Raw genomic sequence first — 18975 nt, 5'->3', positions numbered from 1 at the left:
TATTTCTAAAAATAATTAATCAGCTATCAGTTATTGCTTCCCGAGGTCCTATCTCCTCAGGAATATCTTGGATAATTGCCTGTATATCCTGTCCAAATACCACAGCGACCTGTTCCGGCGGCAGTAACATACCAAGCATCATTCCATAAATTTTTTCCAGATTTTGTGTATGACCTAAACTTGCTCTACAGTATAAATAGTGGTGTGGCTCAATCGGACTCTGCTCAAAATATTGCTCTATTCTCTTTAATGTCTTGATCTGTGTAATATCATCAAGTACCACCACAAAAGGTTCTTCATTTTTATACTGTGGTAGTTCATCAATATTCAGTTCTTTCAGAATATGTCTGACCTGATTCTGGTTTATAGCCAGCACTAACCTTTTTAAAGGTAAGAGCTGTTCAAAATTGACCTTTGTAGATGCTATACAACAGCTGCTCGAAAATTCTGCTGGCAGATAATGGTCAGAGATCCAGATGCGCTCATCAATTATCTCCTGATCAATTTCAGAATCAGCACTAATGATCAGAGAAATTTCCTGGGTCTGATCCTGCTGCTGTTTCAATAAAATTAAAAAATCATATACTACCGTTTCTGCGCCAAGAAAATGATATTCCAGATGTATTTTTTGCGGAATAATGCCAAGGTTACTGAAAAACTCCTGTAACCGGTTTTGGTGAGCCGTTTCGTTCCAGACGTGCTGTAAATCTTCAGATAAAAGAATATGCAGATTAAGACGATCGAGTCTTTCCACCTGTTTAAGTTCTGGTACAGCAACTTCATCTGGATCATATTCTGCGCCCGGGTCTATCCAGGCAGGATGCATACGGTAGTCATGAATTTGTTGAGTTTCATAGAACAGACTGGAGTATTTTAGATGTTCAGCAACCTGACGAAGTACCTCAAAATTTTTTTCAAGCTGATGCTCTACTAAAGCCATAATACGTTGTTGGCGTACCGAAAATGTGGTAAGCCCATCTGCATCTTGCTCCGGTCCAAGTTTTTCATCCAGCTTTTCAATACGGTAAGAGAGAATTGGCAGCCCATTGCTATTTTGTAATTTCAGGTCCAGTTCAGGACTTGTATATTCTTTTAACTGCTCAAGAATGGCTCCATCTTCACCTAAAGCACTGTAAACATGCGCAGCATAAATGTTCAGCTTTAGCCACTCAATCTGTTGCGTCACCTGAGTACTTGGTGCTTCTTGTGCTTTCTGTTGTGCCAATTCAGCCTGATTTTTTTTACTCTGATAGGCCTGATAAGCTAGATAAATCAACCATGGCGAGAGTAAAAGACATGTTATAGCAAGAGGTAAGAGCCCGAAATAGATCAGGAAATCCTGACGTTCTGGCTCATATTGAACATCTCTCCAGTACAGAATGATCAAACTACTTAGCGTTAAAAATACACCAATAAAAGTCGCCAGGATTTTTTTCAACATGAAACCGCTCCTATCAGACTATAGCAGGTTTCATAGTTATGCTGGGGTTGCTCCGGTGGCATCAGAAAACTACCTTGTCCCAGACCAGCAGACTGTTGATGCTCCAGATGCGTGGCCTCAATTTCACTCCGGTCCAAGATTAATCGCACATCAATAAATAATGTTGGACTACACCAAGACTGCACCAGACGTTTAAGTTTTATATAAAGCGGCTGCTGTGGTAAAAATTCCAGATACTGTGCCCGTTTCATAGGGCCTATCTGTATTTCAATTTTTCCATCAACCTGCTGAACGGTATCGCCACAAAATGTATTCAGTCCTAAAAGGCTGGGTTTATGACTATTGAGACAGGTTTTTTGTTCATCGGCTAATTTAAAGGTTTCCCTGATAAATTCCCGTATATGTATGTTCTGCTTAAAGATACAGCTCAGCATGGTTTTCAGCGCATGAGGAGTATTATTCTGTCCCTGCATCAGGCCCGCGAATTCCGCAAAATACTCGTCCAGCTCAGTTTGCTGATGCTGGGTACGAATATAACCATTTAATGCATGCAAGATATCCAGATAGCGGTTTTCCTGTTCAACTTCATAACGTACAGGTAAATTATAGCTAATACTCGAGTCTACGTACTGTGCGGCCAGTTTATGATTAAATAAGCCCAAAAACTCTTTAACTTCCAGACGTTGCTGCCGGGTACCCTGTTTAACCTTACAGGTATAGGCATAAGGTAAAGCACCCTGGATACCAGTAAGTCCTACTACCAGATTAGTCAAATGCAGGTGCTGCTCTTTAAATTCCAATTGCTCTACTTCGGACGCAGGGAAACTTAGATTAAAAGCAGGTTCAAACTTAAAAGTATCTGCCCACGCAGAATTGTCGCGTAAATACGGAACATGTCTCAACAGACGTGTTGTCTGAATAAACTCAAAAGTACCTGCTTTATTAAATAACTGGTCAATTACAGAAGAGTTTTGCCACCAACGTTCTGCACGCATTGGTATAACTCCTGCTGACTTAAACTGTCTGTGATTACCACATCAACGAAGCTGTTGATCTGGACCTTCAAATTAAAGATATGACTAAGTAAATAACTGAATATATATAAACTATGGCCCTTAAAGACACTGCTATTTATACTTAACTCTGCTTTAACACCCCGAATAAACATGGGAAAAGGTTTTGCATCAACCAGTTTATGGGTTAATGAAAACTCTAATTGATCAATTGCATTAATAATTAAGTGATTTTCTTTAGAAGACGGCAGATTATATAATGCAAGCAATTCCTTAACATGGCTTAGGCTGTCGCCTTTCATTAAAGCTAGCGTATTCAGTGAAAGATGAGAAATAATACGCCACTGTTCAGTTTTATTCTGATCGAAACTATAAGGTACCGTTGGACGTTTAAGTATTAATGCCCGGCGTGCCAGACTGCTATCATTCAGATTTAAAATATTATTAGACTGGCTTAATGCCTCATGAGCTAAATCACGGTTCGAACATAATAAACGGATACTGATAAAATCAGATTTAATCTCAAAGGGTTTTAAATGTTTAGAGATGATTGAGTAGCGCATCTCGACAAAATTGGTTTGTATTGGCTGATAATCCAGCGCATAAAAAAACTGTACCTGTTCATTTTTATAGTGACTGATAGCAAAAAATGGTAAAACACTAGTATAGACCTGCTCCTGATTGGTTTTCTCACGCACCATATTCATTTCAAGAATTGAATATACTTGATAAGATTCAGGATGATGTGTATCCGTAATTAATGGATAATATAGCTGGGTATGAGTGATTTTCTGTGGTTCAGCTTGCTTTTCAAACAGGTTGATGGCTGGTGAAGTAAACAGCTTAAAATTTGCAACATTCAGTTCAGAATAATTACGAATCATTGATTGGTCATTCAGGTTCAGCTTAAAATAAATTAGAACCTCAAAACTCTCATACTGCTGAATACGGCCTTTTAAAATACCAAGATCAAGATTTAAATAATTAAATTTTTCAGGAAAACAAAAATATTCCATCAGTAGACGATAGGCATGATGGGTATGCTGGTCTACTGGTAACAGGCATTCTTCTTCTGCAAAACCTATGATACTAAAGGGGTTATCTATTTTTAAGATCTGTTGACCAATTCGCAAGGCAAATCCAGTCTCAGGCCTAAAAATACTGTCTAAAACCTGTAAAGGGAAATTTGAGATTGCATCCAGGTAGATAGGTAATCTTTCCTGTATCAGAACAGCTTGTGCATTATTAAAAATGTCAAATTTTAAGCTCAAGCTTGCATTCTGGCTTAAATGTATATGTGCGCTTGGTGATGTTTTAAATTCAAGTTGACTTAAGGCAACAGGAAGCAATATTACCTGTTGACTGGTATTAAACTCACACTGTACCCCTCTAAAACTGCGCGACTTCAGGGTTGTCTGTTTAGGAATAATATGTCGGCCAGTCAACTGCCTGATTTTATTTTCGTCTTCAAAACTTACTATCGTACAGGCTGGAAAATGCCGCAAATACTGCGGAAACATTACTTCAAATAATGCCCGAGTAAATACGTCATAACTATCTTCAAGCTTTTTATCAATCCGAGCTGCAATTAAAGAAAAAGCCTGAATTAACCGTTCAATATGCGGATCATCAATCTGTTCCTGGTTTAATGATAAACGCTGGGCAATTTTAGGATACTTCTGTGCAAACTCTCGTGATTGCTGACTGAATTCTTGTAATTGCTTTTCATAATAGGGTAAGAGTTGTTCTATCACAGGAGGCCCACATTAAGTTCTTGCAGAGATAACGTATTGTTGTGTTGTTGGTTTTAATAAAGCATCAAAAAGTACAGGTTCATATAGAGGATAAATATTTAAATAAGCCTGAATGCTCAAGCAAAGTGACCCCATATTATGCCCATCAAGTAACATTTCTACTTTGACCTGCTTAAGACGTGGCTCATGTGCTTCAATAGACTGCTCGATAGAATGACAAATTGTCTCCCGATCCAGTGGATTAGCGGTAGAAAGACCCACAAAGTCAATAATCCCAAACTGTAAAACAGATTTACGGGCCAGTGGATAAGCTGTCATCTCTTGATCAAATTTTGCCACACGGCTGTTTAATAAATCTTCTAGATCATGAGCAACAGATTCCCGTAACTGCTGGATTCAAAGTCCCTGTAAATAGCGGTCTTGCTCTGGAATCAGGCGATCAAACAATGTCGAACGGAATCCATAAGGGTATAAATGGTCTAGATTCATTTTTTAGTTATAAATAAAAGCTTAATAGAAATAGAGGTTAACCAGGTGTTAACCTCTATTCAGGGTAATCACTTGACTATTATGCAGCGTAAGATGCTGTATTATTAGAAAGTGACCATTTCTTAGTAACTGCGCCTTTTGCTGTACCATTAATATCCTGTTGGTTATAAGTCCACTCAACAGCGGCATATTTCAGACCAAACGCTTCTGTTGGCACCCCCTCTTCATTTACAGTGGGTGTTACGCTTGAAACAAGTACATGCTTTAACTTGATTTGCAGATATTTAATACGTTTATCGCCATTGGCCCGATAAAAGTCAATCTGTACTTCATCAAAGGTATAGCCCGCAGAACATGCTTCCCATAATTTAGGGCTGGTTGCATCCAGATCTTTTACAAATATCATATCTGAATGCTCAACACGTTCAGCCGTATGCCCCCCTACACTACTTGAAGTTGCAGATTTAGGCTGACGAATATTATGAGACCAAGAGTTAACCTCAAGCCATCCCTTATGCTCACTGTCACGTGACTCACCATCTACTTTATATTTACCTCTAAATTCGATATAAATATCTTTCATTTAATAAACTTCCTCTTTTAATTTAAAGTTATTATGTGGTTAGGTTCTTTTTAGTTGGAAGACTGGGGTAATTCAGTCACGAGTCGCAAAGAAACAGACAACTCATCCAGCTGGAAATGCGGTCTTAAAAAGACCACCGACTTGTAGTGTCCCGGTTGCGCCGGATCTTCTACAACTTTTACTGATGCTTCACGAAGCGGATACTGTGCCTTGGCTTCTTGTGATGCACCATCATCAAGTAATACGTACTGCGATAGCCATTCATTTAGAAATGCCTCTACATTACCTGCTGAAGCAAAGCTGCCGACCTTGTCACGCATCATTGCTTTTAGATAGTGAGCAATACGTGATACGGCCATGATGTATTGGATCTGGCTAGACAGTGCAGAATTTGCATTAGCTGTATCGTTGTCATATTTTTTTGGTTTCTGAGCTGACTGGGCACCAAAGAAAGCTGCATAATCTGTATTTTTGCAGTGAACCAGCGGGATAAAACCAAGGTCGCTTAACTCTTTTTCACGTCGGTCAGTAATGGCTATTTCTGTTGGGCACTTGAGTAACACTTCGCCATCTGGGGTCTTAAAAGTGTGCACAGGTAGTCCTTCTACCAGGCCACCGCCTTCTACACCGCGAATTGCTGCACACCAGCCATATAAATCAAAAGCATTTGTCAGACGCGTACCGAATGCATAGGCTGCATTCATCCATAAATATTCGTCATGATGCTGACCAGATACTTCCTCAGCGAAATTAAAACCCTCTGTTGCAGTACCCTCTTTAGGATGATAAGGCAAACGTCCCAATACGCGTGGCATAGTTAGAGCAACATAGCGCGCATCTTCACTATCCCGAAAGGAACGCCATTGTACATATTCAGCAGTTTCAAAAATTTTGGAGACATCTCTTGGACGGTCAATATCAGTAAATGACTCAAGACCCAGAATACTTGGACTGGCTGCGGAAATAAAAGGTGCATGTGCTGCAGCAGCGATATGAGAGATCTGCTCAAGCAGATACATGTCTGAAGGAGTACGGTCAAATTCAAAATCACCGATCAGGGCTGCATATGGAGCACCACCGAAGGAGCCATATTCCTCTTCATAAATCTTTTTAAACAATGTGCTCTGGTCAAAATCAGTTGCACCCTGAAAATCTTTTACCAGTTCCTTCTTAGTAGTATTCAGCATCCGGATTTTGATCATCGGATTAGAAGGTGTTTCTTGGCAAAAATAATATAACCCGCGCCAAGTCGACTCGATCTTCTGAAATTGTTCATTGTGCATGATCTGGCTAAGCTGGCCGGAAATCAGTGCATCAATTTCTGCAATACGCTTGTCAATTGAAAGCGTCATATTTTCAGATACTGTAATGGTTCCTGCCATTACTTCTTTTGCCAGCTCGCCAATCAGGCTTTTAGCACGGTCATGTTCTTCTTCATTTCGCGCAATGCGGCTTTGTTCAACAATAGAGTCCAGCAAATTGACCGGTTCATTTTCCAGAGCAAATGCAGTAGCTGCCTGAGTATTATTCATGTTCAGCCTCCGCGCTCAGTTTACGTATCTGGTCAGTACTTTTAAGTACTTCATCCAGTAAGTCTTCAAGCTTTTCACTATTGGATATCTTGTTACGCAAATCTGTCAAACGTTCACGCGCTTCCACAAGTTTGCGCAAAGGTTCTACCTGCTGAGCCACCTGCTCCGGCCGAAAATCCTCCATAGACTTAAATATCAATTCTACAGACATGCGGCCGCCCTCCTCAGTCAGAGTGTTATTTACCTGAAAAGCAGCACGTGGAGCAAGTGACTCCATGACTTCATCAATGTTATCCAGATCAACATTAATGAATTTCTTATCTTTTAATTTAGTCTTTTCCAGTTCAGAAGCAGCAGAAAAATCCCCTACTACTCCAACTACAAAAGGTAATTCTTTGGCTTCTTTACCATCACCAATTTCAACGTCGTAAGTGAGCTGAACGCGTGGTGGACGAATCCGCTGAAGCTTTTTCTGTACGCTTTCTCTTTTCGCCATAATGTTGTATTCCGAATAATTTATTTAAGTGATTCAAATGGATTCGTGCCAGTTTTACTTATACTTGCTGAATTTGGCTGTTTAGTTGCTGTACTTTGGCGGGCTTTCACCGGCGCTGTACGAATGTTGCTATTACGGGAAGGCTTTGCTGTGGTGGTACGTTTGGTTGACTTTACTACTGAACGCGCTTCGCGAGTTTTTATCGTCTCATCAGTAATAGCTTTGGTATTTATCGTCTCAGGTACGGGCATAGCCATACGGATCGTATCACTTAACTCTTTGGCAGGTGGGTAAGTCAAGTCATTACTCAAGAACCGCATTTCATTAGTACGCATATCCTGTAAGGCCTGTTTGGCAATTCCTATTCCTGCAAGAAAGGTAACATCTGTTAAACCTGCACCTCGAACATTTTGCTGTTTGAGTTGTTGTGCAAGCGCTAGTGCATTTACGGGCTGATTCAACTCGTACATACGCAAGGCAGCCTGAACAAGCAGGTCATTTTTACGCGCAGCATTATTTTTATCACAAACTTGTTGATAAATTGATAATAACTTAGGATCTGTTTGCCCTGCAGCCAGTGGATTCTGCTTAACACATTTGCTTTTTAATTTGATGGAGTTCACATTATCTGCTGCATAAGCTAGATTAATTCCACTTGGTAAATTTATACCTGTAAATAGGAGCGCTATTAAAATACCTTTCTTCAAAACATGCCTCATTTTTTATTTAAGTTTTTAATTGATAGGCTAAAAATTATTTTTAAAAAATACTTACCTATCAATCTTTATACATTAACAAAATAGATTTGCCGAATTTAACAAAAAAACTACGATTAATGTCAAGTTGAGTTACGTTTATTAAACAATCTCCATATTTCCTCTAGAAAACTGCCCACAAGCTATTTTATGTAATATACATGTATATTTTTTTACACAAACTTCACATTTTTATTGTAGAATAATAAGAGAATTCAGCCATGGCATACAAGTTATTGAAATATATAATTTTATCCATTTAAAATATTAAAAGAATATCAAATTAATATTATTTTCTAGATTTTGATATTCAAAAAATTTGCGAGTTATAGATGAGTAATTTAAAAATTCTAATTACAAAATTATCTTTTCCTACCCGTACAGCCTTAGAAAAATCAGCAAATTTTTGTATTAAGTTACAGAACTATGAAATTGAAATTGAACATTTATTTATAGAATTATTAAATCAGGAAGTGCCCAATGATATACAGTTATTATTAGAAAAATATAACATTTCTAATGATAATCTAATCAATGATTTAAAGGAAACTATTTGTTCTTTACCGAAAGGAAATACTCGTACTCCTATTTTTGCCAAGTCAATTATCCGATTATTTGAACAGGCATGGTTAATCGCTTCAGCTGACCAAATTCCAGTTATTCGTAGTGGACACTTACTGGTAGCTCTATTAACGGCGCCTGATCTTTATCAGATTGCAACTCGAGCTTCAAGTCTGTTTGATTTACTGCCAATCGACAGTATGAAACACAAATTTCTGGAAGTATGTACATCAAGTACAGAACATAAAGTTGAGCGGTCTTGCTCTACAGAGCAGAACCATCTCCATACTCAACAAGAGACCATACCCTCTATATCACCTGCTATTAAAACACCAGCACTCGATCAGTACACCATTAATCTGTCTGTAAAAGCCGAGACCGGTAAAATTGATCCTGTGATTGGGCGTGAACATGAAATCCGTTTAATGCTGGATATCCTATTGCGTCGTCGCCAGAATAATCCCATTCTAACTGGTGAACCGGGAGTTGGAAAAACTGCTGTAGTGGAAGGTCTGGCACTAAAAATTTCTCAAGGACTGGTTCCAGAGGCGCTACGTAATGTACAGCTTCATGTTCTTGATATGGGGTTATTGCAAGCAGGAGCAAGTGTTAAGGGAGAATTTGAAAACCGGTTAAAACAGGTTATTCAGGAAGTACAAGCCTCACCCCATCCTATTATTTTATTTATTGATGAAGCACATACCCTTATCGGTGCAGGTGGCCAAGCTGGGCAAAATGATGCAGCGAACCTCTTAAAACCGGCTTTAGCCCGAGGAGAGTTACGTACAATTGCAGCTACGACCTGGGCCGAATATAAACAGTATTTTGAAAAGGACGCAGCACTAAGCCGCCGTTTTCAGGTCGTAAAGGTAGAAGAGCCCAGTGAAGAAGTAGCAATTGATATGCTGCGCGCCATGATTCCCGTTATGCAGGCTCACTTTAACCTGCAAATTGATGATCAGGCAATTATTACTGCGGTACAGGCATCTCATCGTTATATTAGTGGTCGGCAGCTTCCTGATAAAGCTATTAGTGTGCTAGATACTGCTGCGGCACGGGTGGCTCTTACACATAATGCTCAGCCAGTGAAACTAGATCAGCTAAAGGCTCAACTGCACAATTTGACACTGGAACAACAGATTCTGCAAAATGAACATCGCCAGATCCCTATACACCATGAACGCCTAGATGAGCTTGAACAGTGTTTGGTAAGACTGCAACAGGAAATTCAGGAGACAGAAGACCAGTGGCAAGCAGAGCTGAAACTGGTCAAAAATATTCAAAGGCTTAAACAACAGGATACTGATGAACAGACTGCTGTTCAAAATGAGATTACCAGATTACGTGCAGATTTAAACGCATTGCAGGGACAACAGCCTCTGGTCTTTGAACGTGTTAACGCCCAGATAATTAATGAAATTATTTCTGACTGGACCGGTATACCAGTTGGCAATATGATCAATGACGAAATCAAGCAGATTTTGACCTTAGAAAACAAACTTGCGCAGCGTGTTATGGGGCAAAGTTGTGCACTTGAGCAGCTGGTACAAGGAATTAAAACTTCAAAAGCTAAACTTGAAGATCCCAATAAACCTCAGGGTGTATTTCTGCTTATCGGTCCAAGTGGTGTAGGAAAAACTGAAACTGCCTTAGCTCTTGCTCACGAACTCTATGGTGGTGAACAGCATCTAATTACTATTAATATGTCAGAATATCAAGAAGCCCACACCGTCTCTTCTCTCAAAGGTGCTCCTCCGGGATATGTCGGATATGGTCAGGGTGGAGTTCTAACTGAAGCAGTGCGTCGTAATCCTTATAGTGTGATCCTACTTGATGAAATTGAAAAAGCGCATAGTGATGTGCAGGAATTGTTTTATCAGGTCTTCGACAAAGGCACACTAGAAGATGGTGAAGGCCGTGTAATCGATTTTAAAAATACTATTATTTTACTGACTTCAAATATAGGATCTAGTGCGATTATGCAGGCCTGTCTGAGTCAGGAAGTCCAGCAATGGCCAAGTACCGAAGAACTGGTCGAATATTTAAAACCAAGCCTGTATAAACAGTTTAAGCCTGCATTTATTGGACGTATGCGCATCGTGCCCTATTTCCCACTGCATGATGATTTACTGGTTCAGATCATTGAACACAAGCTGAATAAAGTTACTGCCCGCATCGAGAAACAGTATGCAACTGTGGTGCAATATTCAAATGATCTGATTGAGTTACTGCTTAGCCGGTGCACCGAAGTCGATAGTGGAGCGCGTAATGTAGATAACATTTTGAATTCTAGCATATTACCGGCTCTGGCTACCCATTTATTAATAGCATTAGCGGAGCATCAACTTCCTAAAAAAATTACAATCGATGTTGAAAATGATGAAATTATTTATCGATTTGATCCGATTGAGAAAGTAAAAAAGAAACGTACAGTAAAGAAAACCAAGATAGAAGCTTAAAAAATTAAGAGTCACGTATTATATGAGTATCAATATCTCAAATTTTCTTGAGCCCATTAGTGAAGATAAATCTTGTGGAGAGGATTTTTCCTTTTCTAATGATTTTCACGAAATCAAGAAGGCAAAAACTCAAGATGACTTTTTGCTGGATCAGGGTGACTGGATTACCGAACGCAAGCAAGCAGACTGGGACTTTGTATCCAATAAATGTAGTGATCTTTTACAAAGCAAAAGTAAGGATATTCGTCTATTAACTTGGATTAATGAAGCTTGGGCGTATCTTTTTGGTTTCGAAGGTATTTCGAAAGGGCTGGAATTAAGCCACCGCATGCTTGAGCAATATTGGCAGTCCATACATCCTGAAATTGAAGATAATGATCTGGACCAGCGTATCGGTTTATTACAGGGTCTTCTTAACCAGTTAATACCTTTAATTAAAAAAGTTCCGCTGGTCAATACTGCACCATTTTACACTCTGCTGGACTATGAAAATTTTTTATATCATCAGAATATTCGTCGCAAGCAGGTAGATGAAGATTACTCTACAGAGCATGCTGCTGAACTGGAACAGTTCGAACAGGCACTTTTTAATACCTCCAAAAGCTTTCAATACCAGAATTATCAGCATTTTAGTGAGATTTTACTGCAATGGAACATAATCAAACAGGTATTAGATAATTTGATGGGGCTAGATGCTCCAAGTTTTGCTGCAATTGACTCAAGTTTGGCTGATATTCATGCAACATTAAGAAAAATCTATAAAGCAGAAGCTTTTGGTAGCATCATGACCCATTCTGTACCAGATACAGTCACTGAATCTGTCCCCTTGACTTCTCATATGATTATATCTGAGGAGCCAGCTGTGCTGCAGAACTCACTGGCCTTTCAGCCTCAGATTCAATCTCACATAGCAAACCGTGAGCATGCTATGCGGGTTTTACAGGATATTGCTGATTATTTTCAAGCTAATGAACCGCACAGTCCTGTCAGCTATATGCTGCAAAAAACAATTAAATGGAGCCAGATGCCATTACATGAGTGGCTGGCACAAGTGATTAAAGATGACCAGCCGTTACAGATGGTACAGGACATACTAGGTGTACAACCAAAGAATGAATATGAATAAGATTGGTAATTAATTATGTTTAAAGCAGAAAAAGTTCTTTGGGGCGAGGGTCTATTTTTACGCCCTCAGCATTTCCAGCTACAGGACTCTTATCATGAGCAACGTTTAAACCATACGATTCGTGCCACTATTCCTTTTGCGTATGGCATACAAAAATTGCAGTTTGATGAAGTTCAGCTCAGCACGCATGTGCTGGCTTTAGAAAATATTGAAATGATCTGGCAAGATGGCGAGATTTACCAAGCACCAGCTCAGGATCTGTTACCTGCTCCTGTACTACTCGACGAATTAAGTCTACGTGGAGAGATGACAATTTATCTGGCTTTACCTATCTTACAGGCAAACAAGAAGAATGTTTCAGATGAACAGGCGTCACAGTCCAGCCGTTATCATGACTATTTGGTAGAAACACATGATTTGTTTACTACCGCTATGCCAGCAGATATTACTTTGTTACGGCGTCGTGCAGAATTTAAACTGCTTGAGACACATGTTCATCCGAATCAAGAATTAGAAGGTTTTTTATATTTGCCTGTTGGAAAATTAAAACGACAAAGTTCCGGTATATTTGAGTTGGACCGAAAATTTATTCCTCCAATTCTACAGGTTGAGGCCTCAGAAACCTTAATTTCTAATTTAAGACGAACTCTAAATATAATTAAAGCCAAGATTAAAACCATTCAGAACAATAATCGTGAAAATGAGCAGAAACTCATTGAATTCCGTTCGGGTGATATTGTTTCGTTCTGGCTGGTAAATGCACTAAATACTGCACATGCAGGATTAAACCACCTATTGCAGAACCCACAGGTTCATCCTGAGCGGCTCTTTTTTGAATTATTACGGCTGACAGGCTCATTGCTGACTTTTTCTACTGCTTATGAAGTTGATCATTTACCACAATATAAACACCATCAGCTGCAGGAAAGTTTCCAGCAGCTCGATGTTATTTTAAGAGATTTACTCGATACCATTATTTCTAATCGTTACATTAGTATTGCCCTCAAGGAAATTCGCCCATCTTATTGGCTGGGTAGCCTGGAATCAGACAAAATTAATCGTGACACACGACTCTATATTGCTGTATCAAGCAGCATGATGCAGACACATGAGTTGATTCAAATTGTTCCTTTACGATTTAAAGTAGGTAGTACTGTTGATGTAGAACAGCGCGTGGTTGCAGCCTTACCGGCTATTCCACTGCATCATCTTGTACAGGTCCCGACTGCAATTCCAGTACGCTCAGGGGTAAGTTATTTTGAAATTGAAGCTCATCATGAATTATATCAGCGCATGATTGAGTCTGAAGCAATCTGTATTTATGTTCCTGCTGGCTTTCAAGACATCAGTATTGAACTGATTGCTGTTGTAAACGCTTAGAGAGGCTGGCTATGACACAACATCCTATGGGGGCACCTTCACTTTTTGATGATGGTAAAATTGGCACAGGTATACCAAGTTCCAGTCAGCTACAGAGTAAAGTCCAGACTATTAACCTGATTGATTTAATGCATGACGGTTTTTACATTGTATTTCTAATTCGAAATCAATACTTACCTGGGGATCCGGCTGAGTTCCGTCAGAAAATTCTGGACCTGCTTAACCGCTTTGAACAGCAGGCCAAAAAACTGCATTTTTCTGCTGATGACATTCAAGATGCGAAATATGCTTTTTGCGCACTGATTGATGAAACTATTGTAACCCAGCAGGATCCTGCGTATTTTAATCTGCAAAATGCATGGTTAATTAGCCCCTTACAGCTGAGCTTATTTGGTTCTCAGCTAGCTGGTTACCGTTTTTTTGAAATACTGGAAGAACTGCGCAGACGAGGTAAAGACCGCCTTGCGGCTCTGGAAGTTTTTCATTATTGCCTATTACTGGGGTTTCAGGGTAAATACCGGATTGAATCCATTGAGAGTCTCAATCATCTGGTAGCCAGGGTGGGTGACGAAATCGATTATCTCAAAGGAAAAAAGGCAGCTTTTTCACCTTTCTCGGCTATTCCAGACCAGATCAGGCATATTATTCACCGCGAACTCCCATTTTTCTGGATTCTGTTTTTTCTGCTGCTTTTTGCACTGTTAACCTTTGCCGGTTTACGTTTTATGCTGTCCAAACAAAATCAGCAGGCTTTGTTGCCCTATCAGAATGTGATTTCAGCACCTGCAGAAGAAGCTCATATTACTATCCATTTACCTTAGTAGATTAAAATGATTCAAGAGAAACCGACCTCCTTACGAATCTTGCAGCCATCCAAGAAAAATTCTCTATCACCTGCTCTATATATTCTGATCGGATTTATTTTAGGTATTTTATTCAGTGGTATAGCCATGCTCTTTTTATTTAGAGACTCTTCTGCACCCGCAGTAGTGGAATCTTCTGAAAAGGCTTTTACCCAGAGTAACTCTTCTTTAGCAGCGCATACTGCCCATGCAGAATCCGCGCCAACTTTGTTAGTTACACAAGAGCAGATTCAGGCTACTGAAGAAGAACCAGCCTCAGCTAATGATAATGATAATGATAATGATAATGATAATGATTTTATACAGCCTAAAGAGAGTGAACTCAGCAAGCTATTTACTCCCCCTCCGGTTACTCCAACTGCTACTCCACCGCGAGTTTCACCTTTTGAACATAAAGCTGCTGAGGTGAAAAATCTTCATACAATTCCTAAAACCGCACCTCATCTGGAAACTAAAAAAAGAGAAACTGCTCCTGCTAATGCAAAAATTGAAGCTAAATCGGAAATCATACCTGTTAAGGAAAATGAACCTGAGCTACCTAAAGCGTCGTTACAAATTAAAGTAACTCAAAAACCATTTTCCTTAGATGAATCCTAACTAGTATGATTTTTCTAATTTTCTTCTGTTTTATTTGCCTAGCAGTCGGACTGGGCTTTTTAATGTCTTATGAACTACGGGCACAAGGTTCACAGTTTATTAAAATGCTTTTACCGCAAGGCAGAAAAAAACTTTTAAGCGTTCAACAGTTCGCCCATCATATGCACCATGCTGCTGCACCAGACAAATTACAGTCACACTGGTACTTGCAACAATGGTGGATACTTTTTGCAGGTTTTTTACTTTTTTCCAGTATTTTAATTTTTGCCTTTACCCGACCTGTCAGTTCAACACGGATAGAAGCGGATTATTTAAAAGAAGTTGATCCACAGATTTATGCTTTGCTCAATGGTGAAATGCTGAGTTCTCCCCCTGAAGTTGATGAAATATTAATTCAGGAAGCTATTATAGAAGCCTCTCAACTAGAACAAGCCTATATGGCACAGAACAGTAACTCTGTCAGTGCTGCTAATATAGAAAATCCAGCTGATCATCATCATGGATTATTGGATACCACGATGGTTAATCGTAAATGGGAGAAAATGAATCCGCGTTACAAGCAGCGCTTGCTGATGGTTTTTAAAATCATGAAAGAGCAGCACAATTATGAACTGGTTCTGCTGGAAGGTTACCGTAGCCCATCAAGACAGAATTTACTTGCTGGAAATCCGAACACAACACGCGCTAAAGGCTACCAAAGCTATCATCAGTTTGGCCTAGCCGCAGATGTAGCATTCAAACGTAATGGTAAAGTAGTTATTTCCGAACGTGACCCCTGGGCAATGCGAGGTTATCAGATTTATGGAGAGGTTGCGGAATCTGTAGGGCTTACCTGGGGAGGTCGCTGGAAGTCCATTCAGGATTATGGCCATACAGAATACCGGATGCCAGGGCTGAAGAAAACACGTGAGATGGCTGAGAAATTAATTGCTGAAGCCCAAGTTAATATCAGTACAGACGGTTAATGATTTTATAAATAAGAAGAGGAAAAAATATATCATCCTCTTCTATAAATCTGTCTTATCTATACAGAATACTGTTTTGGTGTTTTTTGTAAAGTTACCCAGTGAACCGGAGTAAACTCTTCAATTACCTACTGGTCATTAAAGCGTCCCTATCCTGAATGTTTTCTCCACCAAATGGTGCAATGGTCTGATCATCTACTGAAGTATCATTGATATGAGTCATATCTGCTTCTATACCTAAAGTAAACTTCGAGCCTCGCTCATAATCTTGAGTGCATACAACACTCGATAAGCCATATTCTGTATAATTTGCCAGAAACAGTGCATGAGTTTCGTCTTGAGCTTTGAGTACTGGAAGTATCGGACCAAAGCTTTCTTCCTTGGCACGTACAGACTCAGGATCAACTTCAGTAAAAATATGCCGAGATATAATATTATCCTGAATTTTCCCTTTTAAAGCCAGTTTTGCACCTTGGGATATACCTTTATCCATCAGGTGCGATATTTTCAACCTGTTTACCGTTGATGATTGGCCCAGTTAAGGTGCTCTCTTGAGCAGGATCACCCTAGGGTAAGGACTATACTTTTTTATCAGTTTTTCCAGGAATTCGTTGTGACTTTTTTCATTCACAATTACCCGTAACCATACTAGTTTTCACCCTTATTTAAATTCATTATTCCATGTAATTTTCAAGTTTAAGGCAAATTAAAGCTTGTATTCCTGCTGACCAATATGATGATAACAGCGATTGAAATATATCAAGCCATGACAACTCTCTTTATTCTCATTCATTTTAATGGCCTCAACCTCACAGTAAAAAATTGTATGTGTCCCAACATCATTCATTTGTCTGATCCGGCAGTCGAAACTGACCAGCGCATCTGAAAGAACTGGAGACCCGGTCAGCAGTGTAGTCCATTCTCCATGGGTAAAGCGTTCGTCCATAGGTATTCTGGAAGCAAAAGCTTGAGAAATCTGCTGATGATGTGCACCCAGCACATTGACCGATAAAATTCCATTATCCTTAAAATGGCAATGAGAACTTGATGAACGATTCATGCAGACCAAAAGTGTGGGAGGCGTGTCAGTTACGCTACACACAGCCGATGCGGTAAAACCGAACCGTCCTGTTTCCCCTGCTGTGGTAATTACATTGACTGCGCCCGTCAGCAATGACATGCCATTACGAAAATCTGTTGTTTCTACCATGACTGTCTCCTTTGTCATCAGATATCCAGTACCAGGCGAGCCGACTTAGAACGCGAGCAGCACACCAGAATCTGTTCATTACTTGCCTTTTCTTCATCGGTAAAATAGACATCCCGATGATCCGGCTCTCCTTCAATTACATCACACATACAGGTACCGCATACACCCTGCTCACAGGACATTTCTATTTCAACACCCTCTCTGGCCAAGGCTTGTAAAATGGTTTCTTCGGCATTGACCAGAACAATTTTACCACTACGCTGAGCCATAACTTCAAACGCTTCGCCGCTGGTGTCAGTATCAACCTGAAAATATTCTTTATGGATCTGCTGCTCTGGGAAATTCTGGGTTTGTGCCAGATTAATCACCCAGTCCATAAACCCGGACGGACCACAGGTATAAATATGGCTCTGTCGATCAAGATCCTTTATAGCTGACTGAAAAAATTCGCGGTGACTGGCACCTTCAGATTTGAAATGAAACCGGGTAAATGCAGCCAGTTCGCCATTTCGAATTTCATTCACGAAAGCACAGCGTTCGGGGCTGCTGCCACAGTAATGCAGTTCAAACAATGCGCCTTGATGCAGCAATTCATAAGCCATGGTAATAAGAGGCGTAATGCCAATTCCCCCACCAATCAGCACAGTATGTTTAGCCTGTACCAACGGAAATAAATTACGTGGTTCACTGACCTGAATTTGCATGCCGTTTTGAATATCGTCAAATGCCGAGACCGAGCCACCACGTGATGCCGGATCTTTTAATATACCCAAGCGAAAAACACCCTTCTTTGCCGGGTCCTGACACAGTGAATATTGACGGATCATCCCATTAGGCAGGTGTACATCAATATGTGCGCCTGCTTCCACTTTAGGTAAAGGCTGGGCGGTTGCCGATTCAAATTCCATGACTGCAATATCACCGCCTTCGATATACCGATGTTTCACGACTACATCATAAAGTGCTGTCATTCCAAACTCCTTTTACTTCATCAGCCGCAGGGCTATCGCATAAATAATCCACCATTAATGTCCCAAGTAGCACCTGTGACAAAATGGGCATCCGGGCTGGCCAGCAAGGCACAGGTTTCAGCAATAAACTCCATACTGCCGAGTGCCTTGACCGGAATATTCTGGATGAACTGCTCTATCTTTTCATCCGGCACTACGCTATGCACAATGGGTGATTCCATCGGTCCAGGCGCTACCGCATTTACGGTCACGCCTTTGGCCGCGAACTCCTTGGCGAAAATTTTAGTCAGCGTTACGATTGCCCCCTTACTTGCCGCATAATGTGCGCCTGTAGCCGTCCCCCCATTTTGACCCGCCAGTGAAGCCATATTGATAATCCGGCCATAGCCCTGTTCAGCCATGTATTTGCCAATAATTTGACAAGCCTGGAAAGTCCCGCGCTGGTTTACCTGGGTGATCCAGTCAAAATCCGCAGCAGAAATCTCCAGTACAGGAGTAGCTTTGGTTACAGTGGCATTATTAATCAAGACATCAAGCTGGTTAAATTGCTGTCTGATGCACTCAACTGCTTTATGAAAATCTATTTCTACAGAGATATCCAGTTTCAGGGGAAAGATATTTTCCGGAAAGCGGCTATTTTTTTTTGCATTTTCAGCTTTTTCCAGTGTGCTGGCAGAAAGAATAACCTGATGGCCCTGCCCGGCAAAATGCTCCGCAATTACATTGCCAAGGCCGGAAGCAGCACCTGTCACTAAAACCACTTGTTTCATCTGTATGCTC

At 40.2% G+C, this 18975-nt stretch carries 17 protein-coding genes and 1 pseudogene; 6 read left to right on the top strand and 12 right to left on the bottom strand.

Features of this window, described 5'->3' with window-relative positions; all coding sequences use genetic code 11:
* Positions 1 to 19 precede the first annotated feature (19 nt).
* From AC0VYT_RS04360 to AC0VYT_RS04325, 8 genes and pseudogenes are all read right to left on the bottom strand, one after another.
* Positions 20 to 1441 carry a hypothetical protein gene (locus tag AC0VYT_RS04360; protein ID WP_005015174.1) on the bottom strand — a complete coding sequence of 474 codons (1422 nt, stop codon included), beginning with the start codon at positions 1439 to 1441 and terminating at the stop codon, positions 20 to 22.
* Positions 1435 to 2436 carry a type VI secretion system baseplate subunit TssG gene (gene tssG, locus AC0VYT_RS04355; RefSeq protein ID WP_005015183.1) on the bottom strand — a complete coding sequence of 334 codons (1002 nt, stop codon included), beginning with the start codon at positions 2434 to 2436 and terminating at the stop codon, positions 1435 to 1437. Before tssG ends, AC0VYT_RS04360 begins: the two co-directional genes overlap by 7 nt.
* Complete coding sequence (gene tssF, locus AC0VYT_RS04350) at positions 2400 to 4208, bottom strand: type VI secretion system baseplate subunit TssF (RefSeq protein WP_005015185.1); 1809 nt, start codon at positions 4206 to 4208, stop codon at positions 2400 to 2402. The genes tssG and tssF overlap by 37 nt, the downstream gene beginning before the upstream one ends.
* 12 nt (positions 4209 to 4220) lie before the next feature.
* Positions 4221 to 4697 (bottom strand): annotated as a pseudogene (gene tssE, locus AC0VYT_RS04345) (type VI secretion system baseplate subunit TssE).
* Positions 4698 to 4776: 79 nt separating this feature from the next.
* Positions 4777 to 5280: an Hcp family type VI secretion system effector gene (locus AC0VYT_RS04340; RefSeq protein ID WP_005015188.1), complete on the bottom strand. Its 504-nt coding sequence runs from the start codon at positions 5278 to 5280 to the stop codon at positions 4777 to 4779.
* 50 nt (positions 5281 to 5330) lie between these two features.
* The gene (gene tssC / locus AC0VYT_RS04335) at positions 5331 to 6812 is read right to left on the bottom strand and encodes a type VI secretion system contractile sheath large subunit (protein WP_005015197.1); all 1482 of its coding nucleotides are present in this window, start codon (positions 6810 to 6812) and stop codon (positions 5331 to 5333) included.
* A complete protein-coding gene (gene tssB, locus AC0VYT_RS04330) occupies positions 6805 to 7308 on the bottom strand; it encodes a type VI secretion system contractile sheath small subunit (protein ID WP_005015198.1) in 504 nt (167 codons plus the stop codon). Before tssB ends, tssC begins: the two co-directional genes overlap by 8 nt.
* Positions 7309 to 7328: 20 nt before the next feature.
* On the bottom strand, positions 7329 to 8015 hold the full coding sequence (locus tag AC0VYT_RS04325) for a hypothetical protein (protein WP_005015200.1): 687 nt from the start codon (positions 8013 to 8015) through the stop codon (positions 7329 to 7331).
* 380 nt (positions 8016 to 8395) lie between these two features.
* Between AC0VYT_RS04325 and tssH the strand changes: the two genes are divergently transcribed.
* The 6 genes from tssH to AC0VYT_RS04295 all read left to right on the top strand — a co-directional run bounded on the left by tssH (position 8396) and on the right by AC0VYT_RS04295 (position 16014).
* Positions 8396 to 11083 carry a type VI secretion system ATPase TssH gene (gene tssH, locus AC0VYT_RS04320; RefSeq protein WP_005015202.1) on the top strand — a complete coding sequence of 896 codons (2688 nt, stop codon included), beginning with the start codon at positions 8396 to 8398 and terminating at the stop codon, positions 11081 to 11083.
* A 22-nt stretch (positions 11084 to 11105) separates the two neighbouring features.
* Positions 11106 to 12209, top strand: a complete 1104-nt coding sequence (gene tssA, locus AC0VYT_RS04315) for a type VI secretion system protein TssA (protein WP_005015203.1) — start codon at positions 11106 to 11108, stop codon at positions 12207 to 12209.
* Between the two features lie 15 nt (positions 12210 to 12224).
* On the top strand, positions 12225 to 13589 hold the full coding sequence (gene tssK, locus AC0VYT_RS04310; protein ID WP_005015205.1) for a type VI secretion system baseplate subunit TssK: 1365 nt from the start codon (positions 12225 to 12227) through the stop codon (positions 13587 to 13589).
* Positions 13590 to 13600: 11 nt separating this feature from the next.
* Complete coding sequence (icmH, locus tag AC0VYT_RS04305) at positions 13601 to 14410, top strand: type IVB secretion system protein IcmH/DotU (RefSeq protein WP_005015206.1); 810 nt, start codon at positions 13601 to 13603, stop codon at positions 14408 to 14410.
* A 129-nt stretch (positions 14411 to 14539) separates the two neighbouring features.
* Positions 14540 to 15049: a hypothetical protein gene (locus AC0VYT_RS04300; RefSeq protein WP_227592529.1), complete on the top strand. Its 510-nt coding sequence runs from the start codon at positions 14540 to 14542 to the stop codon at positions 15047 to 15049.
* 5 nt (positions 15050 to 15054) lie between these two features.
* Positions 15055 to 16014, top strand: coding sequence for a M15 family metallopeptidase (locus tag AC0VYT_RS04295; protein ID WP_005404247.1), 960 nt, complete (start codon positions 15055 to 15057; stop codon positions 16012 to 16014).
* 124 nt (positions 16015 to 16138) lie between these two features.
* Here the strand turns inward: AC0VYT_RS04295 and AC0VYT_RS04290 are convergent, their stop codons facing one another.
* From AC0VYT_RS04290 to AC0VYT_RS04275, 4 genes are all read right to left on the bottom strand, one after another.
* Positions 16139 to 16525 (bottom strand): aldehyde dehydrogenase family protein, encoded by a 387-nt coding sequence (locus AC0VYT_RS04290; RefSeq protein ID WP_005404892.1) that lies wholly within the window; start codon positions 16523 to 16525, stop codon positions 16139 to 16141.
* Positions 16526 to 16720: 195 nt separating this feature from the next.
* Entirely contained in the window at positions 16721 to 17224 is a 504-nt protein-coding gene (locus AC0VYT_RS04285; RefSeq protein ID WP_005015221.1) for a flavin reductase, read from the bottom strand.
* A 17-nt stretch (positions 17225 to 17241) separates the two neighbouring features.
* On the bottom strand, positions 17242 to 18195 hold the full coding sequence (locus AC0VYT_RS04280; RefSeq protein WP_005015223.1) for a PDR/VanB family oxidoreductase: 954 nt from the start codon (positions 18193 to 18195) through the stop codon (positions 17242 to 17244).
* Between the two features lie 32 nt (positions 18196 to 18227).
* On the bottom strand, positions 18228 to 18965 hold the full coding sequence (locus AC0VYT_RS04275) for an SDR family NAD(P)-dependent oxidoreductase (RefSeq protein WP_005015225.1): 738 nt from the start codon (positions 18963 to 18965) through the stop codon (positions 18228 to 18230).
* Between the last annotated feature and the right edge of the window lie 10 nt (positions 18966 to 18975).

This window comes from Acinetobacter sp. QJM3NY_42 (assembly GCF_056173745.1).
The sequence above is the reverse complement of the archived record's forward strand: the minus strand, read 5'-3'. Positions and strand labels throughout refer to the sequence as shown.

Coding starts and splice junctions, on each gene's coding strand:
- icmH (WP_005015206.1), top strand. CDS start 13,601: ATGACACAACATCCTATGGGGGCACCTTCACTTTTTGATGATGGTAAA.
- tssC (WP_005015197.1), bottom strand. CDS start 6,812: ATGAATAATACTCAGGCAGCTACTGCATTTGCTCTGGAAAATGAACCG.
- tssB (WP_005015198.1), bottom strand. CDS start 7,308: ATGGCGAAAAGAGAAAGCGTACAGAAAAAGCTTCAGCGGATTCGTCCA.
- tssK (WP_005015205.1), top strand. CDS start 12,225: ATGTTTAAAGCAGAAAAAGTTCTTTGGGGCGAGGGTCTATTTTTACGC.
- AC0VYT_RS04295 (WP_005404247.1), top strand. CDS start 15,055: ATGATTTTTCTAATTTTCTTCTGTTTTATTTGCCTAGCAGTCGGACTG.
- tssH (WP_005015202.1), top strand. CDS start 8,396: ATGAGTAATTTAAAAATTCTAATTACAAAATTATCTTTTCCTACCCGT.
- AC0VYT_RS04360 (WP_005015174.1), bottom strand. CDS start 1,441: ATGTTGAAAAAAATCCTGGCGACTTTTATTGGTGTATTTTTAACGCTA.
- AC0VYT_RS04300 (WP_227592529.1), top strand. CDS start 14,540: ATGCTCTTTTTATTTAGAGACTCTTCTGCACCCGCAGTAGTGGAATCT.
- tssA (WP_005015203.1), top strand. CDS start 11,106: ATGAGTATCAATATCTCAAATTTTCTTGAGCCCATTAGTGAAGATAAA.
- tssG (WP_005015183.1), bottom strand. CDS start 2,436: ATGCGTGCAGAACGTTGGTGGCAAAACTCTTCTGTAATTGACCAGTTA.
- AC0VYT_RS04275 (WP_005015225.1), bottom strand. CDS start 18,965: ATGAAACAAGTGGTTTTAGTGACAGGTGCTGCTTCCGGCCTTGGCAAT.
- AC0VYT_RS04280 (WP_005015223.1), bottom strand. CDS start 18,195: ATGACAGCACTTTATGATGTAGTCGTGAAACATCGGTATATCGAAGGC.
- AC0VYT_RS04285 (WP_005015221.1), bottom strand. CDS start 17,224: ATGGTAGAAACAACAGATTTTCGTAATGGCATGTCATTGCTGACGGGC.
- AC0VYT_RS04340 (WP_005015188.1), bottom strand. CDS start 5,280: ATGAAAGATATTTATATCGAATTTAGAGGTAAATATAAAGTAGATGGT.